Origin of the sequence: Bacillus sp. FJAT-27445 (assembly GCF_001510665.1) — a bacterium.
Taxonomy (GTDB): domain Bacteria; phylum Bacillota; class Bacilli; order Bacillales; family Cytobacillaceae; genus Bacillus_D.
Window position 1 is genome coordinate 48,139 of sequence record NZ_LMTI01000009.1, and the last position, 15,228, is coordinate 63,366.

The 15,228-nt window shown below is 43.1% G+C and carries 19 protein-coding genes; 14 read left to right on the top strand and 5 right to left on the bottom strand.

Annotated elements, in window-relative coordinates; all coding sequences use genetic code 11:
• The first annotated feature begins 483 nt into the window (after window positions 1-483).
• The 6 genes from AR337_RS21725 (at window position 484) to rpsI (ending at window position 4,818) form a co-directional block, all read left to right on the top strand.
• Window positions 484-1,323 carry an energy-coupling factor ABC transporter ATP-binding protein gene (locus AR337_RS21725; protein WP_059174148.1) on the top strand — a complete coding sequence of 280 codons (840 nt, stop codon included), beginning with the start codon at window positions 484-486 and terminating at the stop codon, window positions 1,321-1,323.
• A complete protein-coding gene (locus AR337_RS21730) occupies window positions 1,299-2,165 on the top strand; it encodes an energy-coupling factor ABC transporter ATP-binding protein (RefSeq protein WP_059174149.1) in 867 nt (288 codons plus the stop codon). The genes AR337_RS21725 and AR337_RS21730 overlap by 25 nt, the downstream gene beginning before the upstream one ends.
• The gene (locus AR337_RS21735; protein WP_059174150.1) at window positions 2,162-2,959 is read left to right on the top strand and encodes an energy-coupling factor transporter transmembrane protein EcfT; all 798 of its coding nucleotides are present in this window, start codon (window positions 2,162-2,164) and stop codon (window positions 2,957-2,959) included. Before AR337_RS21730 ends, AR337_RS21735 begins: the two co-directional genes overlap by 4 nt.
• Before the next feature lie 11 nt (window positions 2,960-2,970).
• Window positions 2,971-3,714 (top strand): tRNA pseudouridine(38-40) synthase TruA, encoded by a 744-nt coding sequence (gene truA, locus AR337_RS21740; RefSeq protein ID WP_059174151.1) that lies wholly within the window; start codon window positions 2,971-2,973, stop codon window positions 3,712-3,714.
• A gap of 255 nt (window positions 3,715-3,969) precedes the next feature.
• Complete coding sequence (gene rplM, locus AR337_RS21745; RefSeq protein ID WP_059174152.1) at window positions 3,970-4,407, top strand: 50S ribosomal protein L13; 438 nt, start codon at window positions 3,970-3,972, stop codon at window positions 4,405-4,407.
• A gap of 18 nt (window positions 4,408-4,425) precedes the next feature.
• Window positions 4,426-4,818: a 30S ribosomal protein S9 gene (gene rpsI, locus AR337_RS21750; protein WP_059174153.1), complete on the top strand. Its 393-nt coding sequence runs from the start codon at window positions 4,426-4,428 to the stop codon at window positions 4,816-4,818.
• Between the two features lie 204 nt (window positions 4,819-5,022).
• Here the strand turns inward: rpsI and AR337_RS21755 are convergent, their stop codons facing one another.
• Together AR337_RS21755 and AR337_RS21760 are read right to left on the bottom strand one after the other, a co-directional pair.
• A complete protein-coding gene (locus tag AR337_RS21755) occupies window positions 5,023-5,946 on the bottom strand; it encodes a DsbA family protein (protein ID WP_059174154.1) in 924 nt (307 codons plus the stop codon).
• A gap of 45 nt (window positions 5,947-5,991) precedes the next feature.
• Window positions 5,992-6,555 carry an NADPH-dependent FMN reductase gene (locus AR337_RS21760; protein WP_059174155.1) on the bottom strand — a complete coding sequence of 188 codons (564 nt, stop codon included), beginning with the start codon at window positions 6,553-6,555 and terminating at the stop codon, window positions 5,992-5,994.
• A 177-nt stretch (window positions 6,556-6,732) separates the two neighbouring features.
• On the opposite strand from AR337_RS21760, the gene AR337_RS21765 reads away from it, so the two are divergent.
• From AR337_RS21765 to AR337_RS21775, 3 genes are all read left to right on the top strand, one after another.
• Window positions 6,733-7,302, top strand: a complete 570-nt coding sequence (locus AR337_RS21765) for a TetR/AcrR family transcriptional regulator (RefSeq protein ID WP_059174156.1) — start codon at window positions 6,733-6,735, stop codon at window positions 7,300-7,302.
• Between the two features lie 226 nt (window positions 7,303-7,528).
• Window positions 7,529-7,852, top strand: coding sequence for a 2Fe-2S iron-sulfur cluster-binding protein (locus AR337_RS21770; RefSeq protein WP_059174157.1), 324 nt, complete (start codon window positions 7,529-7,531; stop codon window positions 7,850-7,852).
• 259 nt (window positions 7,853-8,111) lie between these two features.
• Window positions 8,112-8,897 (top strand): SDR family oxidoreductase, encoded by a 786-nt coding sequence (locus tag AR337_RS21775; protein WP_059174158.1) that lies wholly within the window; start codon window positions 8,112-8,114, stop codon window positions 8,895-8,897.
• Window positions 8,898-9,189: 292 nt separating this feature from the next.
• Here AR337_RS21775 and AR337_RS21780 read toward each other — a convergent pair whose 3' ends face one another.
• Window positions 9,190-9,651 carry a DinB family protein gene (locus AR337_RS21780; protein WP_059174159.1) on the bottom strand — a complete coding sequence of 154 codons (462 nt, stop codon included), beginning with the start codon at window positions 9,649-9,651 and terminating at the stop codon, window positions 9,190-9,192.
• Between the two features lie 148 nt (window positions 9,652-9,799).
• Between AR337_RS21780 and AR337_RS21785 the strand changes: the two genes are divergently transcribed.
• The 3 genes from AR337_RS21785 (at window position 9,800) to AR337_RS21795 (ending at window position 12,249) form a co-directional block, all read left to right on the top strand.
• The gene (locus AR337_RS21785) at window positions 9,800-10,243 is read left to right on the top strand and encodes a DUF2521 family protein (protein ID WP_059174160.1); all 444 of its coding nucleotides are present in this window, start codon (window positions 9,800-9,802) and stop codon (window positions 10,241-10,243) included.
• Between the two features lie 70 nt (window positions 10,244-10,313).
• Window positions 10,314-11,024: an N-acetylmuramoyl-L-alanine amidase CwlD gene (gene cwlD, locus AR337_RS21790; protein ID WP_059174161.1), complete on the top strand. Its 711-nt coding sequence runs from the start codon at window positions 10,314-10,316 to the stop codon at window positions 11,022-11,024.
• Window positions 11,025-11,466: 442 nt separating this feature from the next.
• Window positions 11,467-12,249 carry a P-loop NTPase gene (locus AR337_RS21795; RefSeq protein ID WP_253702079.1) on the top strand — a complete coding sequence of 261 codons (783 nt, stop codon included), beginning with the start codon at window positions 11,467-11,469 and terminating at the stop codon, window positions 12,247-12,249.
• A gap of 44 nt (window positions 12,250-12,293) precedes the next feature.
• Here the strand turns inward: AR337_RS21795 and gerD are convergent, their stop codons facing one another.
• The gene (gene gerD / locus AR337_RS21800) at window positions 12,294-12,890 is read right to left on the bottom strand and encodes a spore germination lipoprotein GerD (protein ID WP_059174163.1); all 597 of its coding nucleotides are present in this window, start codon (window positions 12,888-12,890) and stop codon (window positions 12,294-12,296) included.
• 196 nt (window positions 12,891-13,086) lie between these two features.
• Here gerD and AR337_RS21805 point away from each other — a divergent pair, with 196 nt between their 5' ends.
• Window positions 13,087-13,755, top strand: coding sequence for a KinB-signaling pathway activation protein (locus AR337_RS21805; RefSeq protein WP_059174164.1), 669 nt, complete (start codon window positions 13,087-13,089; stop codon window positions 13,753-13,755).
• A 20-nt stretch (window positions 13,756-13,775) separates the two neighbouring features.
• On the opposite strand, the gene pdaB is transcribed toward AR337_RS21805, so the two are convergent.
• Window positions 13,776-14,528 (bottom strand): polysaccharide deacetylase family sporulation protein PdaB, encoded by a 753-nt coding sequence (gene pdaB / locus AR337_RS21810; RefSeq protein ID WP_059174165.1) that lies wholly within the window; start codon window positions 14,526-14,528, stop codon window positions 13,776-13,778.
• 135 nt (window positions 14,529-14,663) lie between these two features.
• Here pdaB and AR337_RS21815 point away from each other — a divergent pair, with 135 nt between their 5' ends.
• Window positions 14,664-14,888, top strand: coding sequence for a hypothetical protein (locus tag AR337_RS21815; protein WP_059174166.1), 225 nt, complete (start codon window positions 14,664-14,666; stop codon window positions 14,886-14,888).
• Window positions 14,889-15,228 lie beyond the last annotated feature (340 nt).

Genomic DNA, 15,228 nt, shown 5'->3' on the forward strand with positions numbered 1-15,228 from the left:
AGCGAAGGCGCCTTGCTCAGCCCCGACAAGCGCTGGAGGGCACGAAGGAGAAGTCGTTCTGTGACTTCACCTTCGGGACCGAAGCGACCTCGAGGGGCTAGGTGCCGCAGCTGGACAGAAGAAGAGCGTAAGCGCTGAAGCTGGACAGAAGAAAAGCGTAAGCGCCCGTTCAACTTACATTATGAAAATAATAGTTTTACCGCACAAGCCAAAAAGAGCGTTACGATGGGCAGGAATATCATTTTGATAACCGGCCGGCCAAGTCTGGCCCCATCCCCGGAAGAATGCAGCAACCTTGGGCATTAATGTCTGTAATCTTTTCCTGTCCCGTCTAGCTCATGCACCCCTCCCGTTTCTTAAAAGAAACCCTGTAATACATCAGATCCTGTATCTGAAGGGGGGTGGGGTGCAGGCTTTTTTTGCTTTACGGGAAATGTATTGGAGCAGAGAGAGAATAGTCGAGCCGAGAGGAGGATGGCCCTGATGAAGAAAGCAATTATCAGCCTTGAGAATGTTTCATTTCAATATAACAATGGAGATAGGTATGCCCTCCAGGATGTAAGTTTTAACGTGTATGAGGGTGAGTGGCTTGCGATTGTGGGCCATAATGGGTCTGGAAAATCTACATTGGCTAGACTGTTAAACGGCCTCCAATATCCTCAAAAAGGGGAAATTGTTGTCGGAGGAATCCCGCTCAGCGAACAGACTGTCTGGGATATCCGCAAGAAACTCGGTATGGTGTTTCAGAATCCGGACAATCAATTTGTTGGCACGACAGTAAAAGATGATGTGGCTTTTGGTTTGGAAAACAATGGCATCCCTCAAGAGGAGATGGCCGTCTCGGTATCAGAAGCTTTGGCAAAGGTTAAGATGGAACAATTTCTTAATCAAGAGCCGCACCATCTTTCCGGCGGGCAAAAACAGCGGGTAGCAATTGCCGGAGTCCTGGCACTTAGGCCTTCAATCATCATTCTTGATGAAGCTACCTCGATGCTGGATCCAAGAGGACGGGAGGAAGTGCTTGAAACCGTCAGGCTATTAAAGGATGAGAAGTCCTTGACCGTCATTTCCATTACCCATGACCTTGATGAAGCTTCCCGGGCTGATAGGATCATTGTCATGAACCAGGGGAAGGTTTACCGGGAAGGGAACCCGGAAGAAATTTTTGCTCTGGATGAAGAACTGGTCTCCCTCGGCCTTGATATTCCGTTTGCGGTAAAAATGGGGAAGGCGTTAGTTGAAAAAGGCATGAAGCTGCCAAAAAATTATTTGTCTGAAGAAGAGTTGGTGACTGAACTATGGACATATCACTCCAGGATATAGAGTACAAATACCAGGCCGGTACGCCTTTTGAAAGGTTGGCTGTCAGTAATGTTACACTTGATATTCCATCAGGAACTTATTTGGCAATCATTGGCCATACCGGCTCCGGAAAATCGACTGTTCTTCAACATTTAAACGGCCTGCTTCAGCCTACTTCAGGAAGTGTCGAAATCGGAGACAGGACAATCAAGGCAGGAAAAAAGGAGAAAAACCTGAAGGCAGTTCGCCAAAAGGTGGGGATTGTTTTCCAGTTCCCTGAACACCAGCTTTTTGAGGAAACGGTTGAAAAGGATATTTGCTTCGGGCCAATGAACTTTGGCGTATCGGAAGCGGAAGCAAAGGAAAGAGCAAGGGTCGCTATCCGACAGGTGGGCCTTGGCGAAGAAATTTTACAAAAGTCCCCCTTCGAGCTGTCAGGGGGGCAAATGCGCCGTGTCGCCATTGCCGGTGTTCTGGCTATGGAGCCTGAAGTCATCGTTCTGGATGAACCAACCGCAGGGCTTGACCCCCGCGGGAGGAAGGAAATTATGGATATGTTTTACCGCCTTCACCGCGACAGGGGGCTGTCGACTATACTGGTAACGCACAGCATGGAGGATGCCGCGCGATATGCGGACAAAATTGCCATACTGCACCAGGGCAGGACAGTTAAAATCGGCACGCCTGAAGAAATATTTTCAAACCCGGCTGAGCTGGTTTCGCTCGGTCTTGATGTTCCTGAGGCGGTACGCTTCCAGCTGAAATGGGAAGAGAAAATGGGCACTAAGCTCGGCAGGACGTATTTGACAATTGAAGAGCTCGCCGATACGCTTTCCCGGTACATTGGGGGTGGGCAGCCATGATGGAGAAAATGATTTTCGGGCGATACGTCCCTGCTGAATCGGCAGTCCATCAAATGGATCCTCGCTCAAAACTGATACTCGTCTTTACCTTTGTAGGGATTGTATTCCTTGCAAATAATGTCTTAACCTATTCTTTATTGGGAATTTATACGTTTTATTTATTGGGACTGTCGAAAATTCCGATCAGGTTCTTATTTGAAGGGCTAAAGCCAATTTTTTTCCTTGTCATTTTTACGTTGCTGCTCCATCTGTTCCTGACCAAAGAAGGGGACGTCGTTGCCGATCTTGGCTTTGTGAAAATTTACGAAGGCGGCATCAGGCAGGGGATTTTCATCTCAATGCGCTTTTTCTTCCTGATTCTCGTTACGTCACTTTTGACATTGACTACGACGCCGATTGAGATTACGGACGGCCTTGAGACTCTTTTAAACCCGCTGAAGAAAATTCGCTTCCCGGTTCACGAAATGGCGTTAATGATGTCGATTTCCCTGAGGTTCATTCCAACCCTTATGCAGGAAACAGATAAAATCATGAAAGCCCAGACCGCAAGAGGCGTTGAATTTGCGAGCGGCCCGATTAAGGAACGGGTGAAAGCAATCATCCCATTGCTAATCCCTCTGTTTGTCAGTTCATTTAAACGGGCTGAGGATCTGGCGACGGCAATGGAGGCAAGGGGATACCGGGGCGGCGAAGGCCGGACACGTTTCCGCCAGCTGCAATGGAAGCCGCTTGATACACTGCAAATCTGCCTGCTTTTATTACTGGCTGTTGTTCTTGTTTTACTAAGGTCTTAATGGAGGTCGCCATGCAGCGTTACAAATGCATTGTTTCGTATGATGGGACAGGCTTTGCCGGCTATCAGGTCCAGCCTGGGAAACGAACGGTCCAGGGAGAAATCGAAGCCGCCCTGGCAAAGATTCATAAAGGTGAAGAGGTCAAGGTCACTGCATCAGGAAGAACGGATTCAGGTGTGCATGCGAAGGGGCAGGTCATCCACTTTGACTCTCCTCTTCCGATTCCGACAGACCGCTGGCCAGTTGCTCTGAACTCTCTGCTTGGCGGGGAAATAGTCATCCTCTCGGTTAAAAAAGTGAGCCAGGGCTTCCATGCCCGGTTTGATGCGGCCGCGAAGGAGTACCGATATGTCCTTTATCTCGGCAGACACAAAAACCCCTTTAAACGAAATTATGCCTCCCATTATCCTTATCCGCTCGATATTGGGAAAATGGAGGAGGCTGCCAGGCATTTATGCGGAACCCATGATTTCACAAGCTTTTGTGCTTCCAACACAGAAGTAGTCGACAAGGTAAGGACCATTAATGAGATTTCTTTTAAAAAAGAAGACGATTGCCTTGTACTGGTATTCAAAGGAAATGGATTTTTATACAATATGGTAAGGATTTTGACTGGGACGTTGATTGAGGTAGGCTCGGGAGCAAGGGAGCCTGAGGGAATTCCTGGGCTGATTGAGGCTCGGGACAGGACCCTTTCAGGGAAAACGGCACCGGCAAATGGCTTATATCTTTGGAAAGTATTATACGAGGATTAACGATAGAATGTAAAACAACTAAACCTGGTGTATAATATTTTCTTGACATACGGACCGGAAGGATTTATTATATCATATGTATGTATTTTAATCCCACGATAAAGCCCCGGAAAGCCTCATCGTGATTAGAAATATATGAACATGAACTTGATGGCGCAAACCCGTCCCACTGCCGCTCCCGGAACAGAGCCGGCCAGATGGAAGACGAGATGAAGCGCGTAACTACTATTTTTGGATTTAATAGGAGGGAAACCCATGCGTACAACATTTATGGCGAATGCCAACAATATCGAGCGTAAATGGTACGTAGTTGATGCTGAAGGCAAAACTCTTGGACGCCTTGCTTCCGAGGTTGCAGCAATTCTACGTGGTAAAAACAAACCAACTTTCACACCGCATGTTGACACTGGTGACAATGTAATCATCCTGAATGCTTCCAAGGTCCATCTGACTGGAAACAAGCTTCATGACAAGATTTACTACCGCCACACCCAGCATCCAGGCGGCCTTAAGCAAAGGACTGCACTTGAAATGCGCACAAACTATGCTGAGAAAATGATCGAGCTTGCTATTAAAGGCATGCTTCCAAAAAATTCTCTTGGCCGTCAAATGTTCAAAAAGCTGCACGTATATGCAGGCAGCGAGCATCCGCACCAAGCACAAAAACCAGAAGTTTACGAACTTCGCGGATAATAAAGGGAGGGTATTAACTTGGCACAAGTTCAATATATCGGCACAGGCCGTCGTAAAAGCTCCGTTGCCCGCGTACGTCTAGTTCCAGGCAATGGACAAATCCTAATCAATGATCGTGAAATCACTAGCTACATCCCGTTCGAAGCGTTGCGCGAAGTTGTTAAGCAGCCGCTTGTTGCTACTGAAACTCTTGGCAACTACAACATTCTTGTAAACGTTAAGGGCGGCGGTTATACTGGCCAGGCTGGCGCTATCCGCCACGGCATTGCCCGTGCATTGCTGCAAGCTGACCCGGAATTTCGTCCAACACTGAAGCGCGCAGGCCTTCTTACTCGTGACGCCCGCATGAAAGAGCGTAAGAAATACGGTCTTAAAGGCGCACGCCGTGCACCTCAGTTCTCAAAGCGTTAATATCGTTTTTATATCAACGTTTACAGGCTATTTCATTTATGATGAAATAGCCTGTTTTTGTTTTAATAAAAGTTGTGATTGTAAATTGAATGTACCTATGTTGATGACAGGCACAAACAGTGGTATTGGAAAAATCCAAAAATTGATTCATAAAAAAAAATCTGTAAACCTTTATTTTGGTTGTACAGATTTTTTGGTTGATTGCTACTTTTTCAAAATATATGTCTCACCCAGAACTTCCTTAGCCTCGTAAGTTAATGGTGTTAATTCCTTTTCAATAAAAGAGTTAACATCTGATTGTTCGATATCATACATTACTTCAATTTCTTTGGAAAATAGAAGTTTTTCCTCTTCAAGCAAGGTAGAAAGAGATGGCTGTTGTTTTGGTTGTAGTTCTTCCAGATTTAGAACTTGTTTTAATCCGTCAACATAGTATTCAAACGGACGACCACCAACAATTTTCACACCTTTATTTTCCTCATTAATCATGATAATAGTAGGAAAACCTCTGGCTCCCAAGCTTCTAGTAAGAGCAAAATCTTCATTCAATAATTGTTGTCCGATGGGTTGTTCAGCTTCATTTACAATGGCATTTCCATCAAGTCCTAGTTTATTTACGATTTCAATCATAACGGATTGTTCTGAAATATTTTGATTAAATGCGAATAGTGCTTCTCGTGCACGGCGCAAAAATTCAAATGCCATAGCTTCATTATGATTTTTTTGAATGACCTTAAATACACGAGAAGGCGGGTAGGAAGATTGCACTGGATTATCAATCATTAAAGTCCCATCGATTGGCATTCTTGAATATTCTCCAACTTCTCTCCAGTGGCCAGCAACATCGGCTGGTTTATAAATGCCGTTCGCAGGGTCGATAGGTCCGTCATGCCATTTTTCCAGCAAGCCGCCCATAACTGTATGAAAGTTAAAATAATTACCATACTGCTTTACAAAACGACGGAGCACAGGTTCAATTGCCCAGCAATGGGAACAAATTGGATCAGTCACATAATAAAGGTTAATTGATTTTTCTGGTTTATTAAAATCAATAATCTCCATCTCCTCTTCCTCAGCTACTCCGCAAATGCCTGTTTCTAGATCACAAATCATATTATTATTTTTCAATTCAATCTTCCTCTTTTCTATATAGAATTAAATCATATCCATAAATTACTTTCTAATTGTTTTCAATGCAGTAGACCAAGCTATGACCTCATTTAACATTGTTTGAACGGTTTCTTCATGAAACGGTGCCGGTTTAAAGGTTCTCATTTCTTCAAAATCAGTAAAGAGGCTTAATGCCGGCTGGGTACCTACTGTTGCAACCTTTGGCACAGTTAAAATCAATCGTAAATTATTGGCTGCAGTAACTCCAAGAGTAGAACCATAACTTACAATGCCTGCAGCTTTATGATTCCACTCAACATACAAATAATCTATGGCATCTTTTAACCCTGACGTAACGGCTTTGTTGTACTCCGGAGTGACAAAAACAAAGCCATCAAGTTCATTAATTTTTTTTGACCAAACTTTTGCTTCTGGTGCTTGATAATCCTGTGACATAATGGCAGGAATAGGTTCATTAAATTGTGGCAGGCCGTAATCTTTAATATCTACCAACTCAAATTCAGCATCATCCGCTCTTTTATCCGCGATTGATTTCACCCATTCCGCCACTTGTAAATTTACTCTTGAATCTCTTGTACTCCCAGTAATAATACCAATTTTAATCATAGTTCTTCCTCCTGAGATTGTTTTATTTCCCTTTATATTTTCTTGGGCAAAGTTGATTATTTGCCTTACAATTGAATCTTAAGTCATAATGAACATGACCAACACCAATAGTTCTCTGGATTTGTCGTTTATACAACACATTGAAGAAATTGTTTAGAAAGTAGGCGTGGGTAACAAATGATTCAATCAAAGACGGACCCCCGAGTTCTGCGTACTCGCAAATTAATAATGGATTCTTTCATTGACCTTTCAGGGGAAAAGGAATTTAAGGATATTACTGTTAAGGATATTACATCTAAGGCTATGATTAATCGCGCCACATTCTATTATCATTTTGAGGATATATATGACTTACTGGAAAAGGTATTATCAGAAGTATTGTTAGTTAATTTGGATTATGATTACTACCAAAATAACGGACTAAATGAAGAGGCGCTGGTTAACATTTTCATAGCGATCACAAGTTTTCAAAAGTCATTATCTAATCGCTGCCATAGAGGATATGAAGATACCATTGCCCGTATTATTAGGGAACAGCTTGAAATCATTTTTTATAAAATGTTGTTAAAACAACGGCCAACTGAAGATGAGCATCCCCTAAAGGTTACAGCTGTCGTGCTGAGTTGGGGAATTTACGGGGCTTCTGTAGAATGGAGGAGAAATAGTAAGGAGATACCACCCGAGGAATTTATCAAATCAGCAATTCCTTATATATTGTTGGGAAGTAATTTTGGGGCAACTAACTAAAATATATGGACGATTATTAATCGTAAACTCTTTGGTATATCAACTTTTACAGGCTATCTCTTTTATGATGAGATAGCCTGTTTTTGTGTTTGGAGTCGTTAGTAAATAGAGATAAGGGTAATTGATGGAAATCTATGTTAGCAAGGTAATAGAAGAAATGTTTTATTTCATGCTTCGGGAGCAAATAATAAACCTAATCCATTTAACTCTAACAGGAGGATATGAGATGCCAAAAATTACAGTTTTAGGATTTGGTACTTTTGAAGTAGAGTCAGGGAAAAAACTGGTGTTGGGATTAGAAGACAATGGTATAGATATACTGCACCGGTGCGGAGGAAAGGCCAAGTGTACATCCTGCAGAGTGGAAGTGTTGGAAGGTGGCTATGATGATTTAACAAATATAGAAAGGAACGCATTTTTTGATAAAGGCTTAGTAGATGACTTTTTACGTTTATCCTGTCAAATACGTGTTAATGATGATTTGACTGTTCGTCCAATTATGACCGTACAGAATTCCGGACTTGAAGTGGGGCCGAGACCGGCTGATTAGGATGCCTGCAGGGAGCCTCTACGGCAGAAAAGGTTGAGTTCGGTGTACTTATTAAAATCCATTCTTCCATATTAGACAAAAATAGGATGAGCCCATTTACTTGGTAAATTTTTCATTCGATATATAATTAAATTATACTATTAATTAAAGATATTTTAATGAATGATATTTTATTAAAAGGGGTACACTATCATTCCAGATATCTTACGATAGTATAGTTTTATTCAAATTCAGAAAGAACAACAAGGGGGATAACATCATGAGCAATCGATTTGATGGAAAAGTGGTATTAATTACAGGTGCGGGATCTGGTTTGGGTCAAGCCTCTGCTCTACAAGTAGCAAAAGAAGGTGCAAAACTTTCACTCGTTGATTTAAACGCTGCTTCATTAGAGGAAACAAAAAGTAAAGTGTTAGAAGTTGCACCAAACGCAGAAGTATTGCTTATTACTGCAAATGTCGCAGATGAAAAAGCAGTTGAAAACTATGTGAACGAAACAGTTGGAAAGTTCGGGAGAATCGATGGTTTCTTCAACAACGCAGGGATTGAAGGAAAACAAAGCCTAACAGAGGATTTTAGTATTGATGAATTCCAAAAAGTAGTCAATGTCAATTTAAATGGTGTGTTTTATGGTTTAAAACACGTATTGAAAGTAATGAGAGAACAAGGATTTGGCTCAGTTGTTAATACGGCTTCCGTTGGTGGTATTCGTGGGGTGGGAAACCAATCTGGTTATGCAGCTAGTAAACACGGCGTGGTCGGATTAACAAGAAACTCAGGAATTGAATATGGCCAATACGGAATCAGTATCAAAGCTATTGCACCAGGCGCAATTATGACACCAATGGTCGAAGGTTCATTAAAACAAATCGATCCGGACAATTGGGAAGAAGTAGGAAAACAGTTTGTTGAGCCAAACCCAATGAAACGTTTCGGTAAACCGGAAGAAGTGGGATATTTAGTGGCATTCCTGCTATCCGATCAATCCAACTTCATCAACGCAACCGTTATTCCAATCGATGGTGGACAATCTTATAAATATTAATGTTGCAGTTAATAGAGAATGAATAAAATTTTTTAAAAAATAAAATTCAAATCCATAGTAGAGGAATTCATTTTGATTAGTCTTTTTCAAAATGAGTTCCTTTTTATTGTTGTAAGGTGTAGGTTCAATTGTTTTTCTCGCGCGGGATAAAACCAGTTCCGGATTTAATAAGCTTTATTTATGTACTCTTCAGAGGCCATGCTGCATTTTGTTTACCAGTCGAGGGAGGCACCAGTAAGTAAAGCAAAAGGCAGGTCTGTTTGCTGAAAAACAGGCTTGCCCTTTTTTTTCACTATACTATGAATTTTCTTAACGCAAAAATGGCCCCCAGATGGATTCCTTCATGGTAAATCGTCCTTACAAGCACCTGGGCGATGGTCTGCATGCCGGATTCGGTTTCCGTGAATGTCTCATCAAGTCTGTCCCCGTACGTCTCCTTAATCCAATCGGGCTGGCTGGAAAGCAGCTGCCTTAATTCATCTAGGGAAGGCGGCTGGCTATTCCAGGTGGGAGGGCTAGTTCCGAAACCGAACCAGTCATTGAATCCTTCGGGGATCTCAATCGGCTCTTTTGTCAAATGCTTGATCCACAGCAACTGGTCAAGGTAAATATGGCCGAGGTTCCAGCGGATATTATTGTTGAAGCCAGCTGGAACGTTATCTGCGGCCTCCTCGGATAGATCTGCCACGCAGCCAAGGATGTCGTTCCGGTAGTCCCTCAGCTGGTTGAATAAGACTTTATGCTCTTTTTTCAAAAAAATTTCCCCCTTACAAAATTCTGTTTATTCTGATTTTAAAATACACGATTGCTAATTGGTTGTAAAACTGGAAAGCGAAACAATCAATTTGTCCTGTATTCTCCGTTGGATACGGATAAAGACTAGGATGAAGAGGTGAAATATAGTGAATGTCATTCTGACTTTTAATGAAAAAAGGCGAGAAAAGCAAATTAAATATGAACGATCTGTTCTTAAGGAAATTTCGATAAATGAGCTAAAGAAGAGAGTACAGGAGCATTTCGGATCAACTAGGCTGCAAAATGGCCTTTTTCAAAATTCGGGTATCCAGGAAGCGTGTTATGATGTTGCGCTAGAAGCGTATTTGCTTGGGGCAAATTTCAGCAAGTTTGGCTCGAGCGGCGAAAAGGTCGAGCTGACACTCGGCCGATGTGAACCCGAAGAGACCCATCTCATTGATACTCTTTTCAACTTCTTATTATACTGGGGAGGAGGGGAGGAAGGCTTTTATAGCGAATCCCTTTATTTTAACTGTGAGCAGTATGTAAGGAAATGGTGGTTCGATGGGTATGAAAAGGGCCAGCGCCGATTTAAGCTTCGACTCCATTAAAGCTGCCTGAATCCTGTTCTATTTCCCAATCCTTGACCATATAGTGGAATGGAAAAGGACAGGCAGGAGGATGAACGGAGTGTCGATAAAAAGGTTAAAGAGGACTGCATTTGCTGCCGGGCTGCTTATGTTATTCTTTATCATCCAATATGATTTTTCTGAAAATATATCATGGAACACCTGGCATCTTCCACTTTCGGGAAAGGTGATCCTCCTTGATCCGGGACATGGGGGAGCTGATGGAGGAGCTGGAGACAGGCCAATGCAGGAAAAGGACATTGCGCTGAATATCTCCCTTAAGCTCCGTGACTTTCTACAGCAGCAGGGCGCGATTGTCATCATGACAAGGGAAACCGACAAGGACTTAGCGCCAACGGATTTAAAGGGCTATAGCCGAAGAAAAACGTTCGACCTTAAGGAAAGGCTAAAAATCATTAATGAATCAAATGCGGACTTTTTTGTCAGCGTTCATCTAAATGCCATTCCCTCTTCACAGTGGAGCGGGGCACAAACCTTTTATAGTACAAATCAAAAAGAAAATAAAAAGGCTGCCAGGCTTATTCAGCAGGAGCTAAGGACCAACCTTGAGAATACAACGAGAAAAGAAAAGCCGCTTAATAGCGTCTTTATCTTGAAAAATGCTGAAAAGCCTGGAGTGCTGGTTGAAGCTGGATTCCTTTCGAACCCAGTTGAAAGAGCGAATCTCGAGCGCGACTCTTACCAGGAAATGGTGGCTGCCTCTATTTATAAGGGAATTAACCGATTCTTTACGGAAAGGTGATTGTTTAGGGGAGGGGCAAGGCCGCCTCCTCTTTCTATTGGTCAAAAATTAAAAGAAGCGAGGGTGTGCGCCATTTAACAGCCTTGGTGAGCAATATGCTATAATATTAAGACATGCCGGGCAGGAAAGGCAATCAACCAAATCAATAAGGTGGGTGCTTTAGTAAATGATAACAGAGGCTATCGTACGGGAAGTGCTGAGCGGTTTACAGGAACCATTTTTACATAAATCGCTGGGTGAGCTGAATGCTATTGAAGAAATTAAGGTGAAGGAAGAAAAGAGCCACGTCAGCGTTAAAATTGCGATCGCCAAGACAGGGACCGCCGAACAGCTTCAACTTCAGAGTGAAATTGTTAACGCTTTAAAAAGCCATGGGGCTGCATCAGTCGGACTTCGTTTTAGCCAGCTTCCAGAAGAGGAATTGGTGAAGCACCGCGCAGCCATGGGGGAAACAGAAGACCTCGGACTGTTGTCCCCAGGCAGTAAAACAACCTTCATTGCAATTGCGAGCGGCAAGGGGGGCGTGGGAAAATCGACCGTTTCAGTCAACCTCGCCGTTTCCTTGGCACGCCTTGGCAAAAAGGTCGGGCTGGTCGATGCCGACATTTACGGTTTCAGTGTACCTGACATGATGGGCATTACGGAACGCCCGGCAATCAAGAATGAGAAAATTCTTCCGGTGGAGCGGTTTGGCGTAAAGGTCATCTCAATGGGCTTCTTTGTCGAGGACAATGCACCAATTATCTGGCGCGGACCGATGCTTGGAAAAATGCTCAACAGCTTCTTTGAAGAGGTAAACTGGGGTGAGCTGGATTACCTGCTTCTAGACTTGCCGCCGGGCACAGGCGATGTGGCACTAGATGTGCATACCATGCTGCCTTCCTGTAAGGAAATCATCGTAACGACCCCACACGCGACAGCTGCATTCGTTGCAGCCAGGGCGGGAGCGATGGCGTTAAGGACTGATCACGAAATTTTGGGTGTCATTGAAAATATGGCTTATTTCGAAAGCGCATCTACAGGCGAAAAGGAATACATTTTCGGTAAAGGCGGAGGGGACAAGTTAGCCGAAGCTCTCGATACCGAAATCCTTGGCCAGCTTCCGCTGGGCCAGCCAGACTGGGATGAAACGGATTTTGCTCCTTCGGTTTATCAGAAGGAACACAAGCTCGGCGGCCTATATCTTCAGATTGCAGATAAGATTATAAGCAGGTTAGATAAATAGGAAAAAAGCCTCTCCGTAATAACGGATGAGGCTTTTTTAATCGATTAAGACCCACCCTTGCTTTCCTCGCCCTTACCTCCGCCTTTTTCTCCCTTTGTTGCCTCATGGGCAGCCTGTAAAAGAAGTTCCTGCATTTCAGCCTTAAATAAAGGGCTCTGCATTGATTCAGCAATAACGGCTTGCAGATGGAGTCGGAAATCCTTGCTTTTTAATGCATCGGCCATTTCCTTTTGCATTTCCGGTTCCTTGAACACCTCAATCATCATCCCACGATAATCGGGATCCTTCATTAAATCCTTTAACAGCTTTTCGTTTTCTGTTTTCATGCTCTTTGCTAGCGCTGAGGCCATTTTTGGGTCTTTCAGTGATTCCTTCCAGAAATCGATCCCTTCCTTGGAAACCAACGTTTTTTGAATTGTCTCTGTCACGACTGATTCGTCCATAATCATCTGCTTTTTAACTTTATCATCGGTCATAATGTCATGGATTGCTTTTTTGCCATCATCCGTATGCAGGATATCGACAAGCATTTTTTTTGTTTCTTCATAATTCAATTTGCTCTCTATCTGATTGGTTCCGCCGGCACAGCCTGAAGCGGTTAAAACAAATCCTATAAAAATCAGCAAAAATCCCTTTTTCATTCGGGGCAACCCCTTTCGGCGAAATACACTTATTCTTAGAATGAAGAAAAAGCGCTTTAATTATTCGCGAAACGGAATGCCTGGATTTTTCAGGTCCCGGTTGGTACAATGAAGTGAAATCATTAAGTCGCGCCTTCTGTCATGGCGTTGGCATAAAGAAAAAAGAATGCAATTTTGCAATGCTGGGGGAAAAACTGTGACTAGCCGTAACTGGGTAAAATTATTTGTTAACACATTGATGCTGGGTGCTCTTACAACTGTCATTACGGGTTTTATTGTCCGTTGGGATAAATTTGAACCGTTGGTTTCCAGCTTTGATCTACTCGAAATCCTTTCTGTCCTCATATGGCTCGTTGGAGTGGGCTTAATATTTAGCTTGTTAAGCCAGATGGGTTTTTTTGCATACTTGACCGTCCACCGTTTTGGCCTTGGAATTTTCAAGTCAGCCAGGCTGTGGAATGGAGTACAGGCCGTCGTTTTGGCCTTTGTCCTGTTTGATCTTGTTTACTTGCGGTACATTTCGTTTGCACAGGAAGGGGAAGGAACGACTTCCTATATTGTACCGGCACTGATTGTACTCGTTGTAGGTCTGTTGGTTGCCTGGCAGAAAATGAAGCAGACAAATAAGGAGGCATTCATTCCGGCACTTTTTTTCATGGTAGTCGGTACCGTCATTGAATGGGTTCCTGTCCTGAGAGTCAATGAAAGCAGTTGGTTTTACCTTATGCTTATCCCTTTGCTAGTCTGCAATGGCTATCAACTTCTTGTCCTACACAAGCTAAATGAAAAATCGCTTCAAGAACGAAGAAAGCTTCAGGAAAAAAAGCCTCACCAAGAAAAGAAACAGCTCAAGCCGTCCAAATGATTGGGCGGCTTGTTCCATCTCTATTTGACTTCTTCTGTTTTAGCTTCCCCGCTGGTAATCATTTCGGAAACAGTAACAAACTTTAGGCCTTTTGCCTGCAGCGTTTTAATGATGCCGGGGAGGGCCTTTGCAGTTTGCTTGGCAGAGTCCGATGCATGAAGGAGCACAATATCACCAGCCACGGCTTTATTAATATTTGCCTGGATTTTTTTGACGCCCGGGTTGGTCCAATCACTGGAATCCACGCTCCAGTGCACAACAGTAAAGCCGAACCTCTCAGCAATTTTGAGTGTCTTCATGTCAAAATGCCCTGTTGGGGGGCGAATCAACGAGATTCCTTTAATATTCAATTTTCCAAACGCTGTCTGTGCCTTAGCCAAATCCTTTCGAATTTCATCTTCCTCAATTGTGGTATAGTCCTCATATCCATAACCCAAAATGCCTATTTCATAGCCTAACTTGGAGATACGGCTTACCAAATCAGGATGCCGCTCAGCCCAGGAGCCGGACAAAAAGAAAGTAGCCGACCTAACGTTTTCCTTTTCTAGCACATCCAATATCGGTGCTGCTTTTTCATCCCCCCAGCCAATGTTAAATGTCAGTGCGATATCTTTTTCCCCTTTGTAAACTGCCTTTGGCCCTTCTTTCGTGGAAAACACTGGAACTTGGACCATACTTTCCATATAAACAATCCAAGCTGTAAATATGGCTGAAACCACGATAAGGATAAGTTGTTTCATACGCTTTCCGTTTAAAACTATAAAGAAGTTCACGATCATTCCCCCGTTCACAGCTTTCCTTGTCCTATATCTATGTACAAAACCAGGCTTGTATGAATCTGACTTTACATACAATAGAATTATTTGGAAAACATAAAGAGCAAAGTTCATGCCAGGAGTGTGCTAGAGATGATTGGTTTACTGGTCGACGGTAAGGAAATAAAGGAGCTTGAATATCTCCTTAAAAGGGAAATGGAAGAAATCCTGTTTGACCTTGAGGATGAAAGGATTGACCATATAGCCAAAATGGCGATGGAGGAGCGTTATAAAACTTTGTTTGCGTTATTCAGGAGGCTGGCCAATCCGGCGGACTGTATGAAATACATGAGAAAGAAGAGGGCTAGGAGAACATGAAGGAATTGAAACGACTCGCGGCGAACGGAAGGATTGGTTGTAGACAAGGTGGGAGTTACCGGTTATTCTTGCAGGATGTTGACCCTGGCATAAGTTGATAATCTTCACTAGCTGGCAGCAAACAACTGGCTAAATTTCTTGTTGACTTTATATTTCTATCTTGGTATAGTAAAAAACGTTGCTGCAGGGCAGTTAGCGAGTTGAAAAAAGTTGTTGACATGCAATTGTCAGCATGGTATATTAATAAAGTCGCCTCTGAGCGATTGCAGTTTTAAATTGTTCCTTGAAAACTAAACAAACAAGCGTCAACAAACAATATTATAGTGATCTTCGGATCACT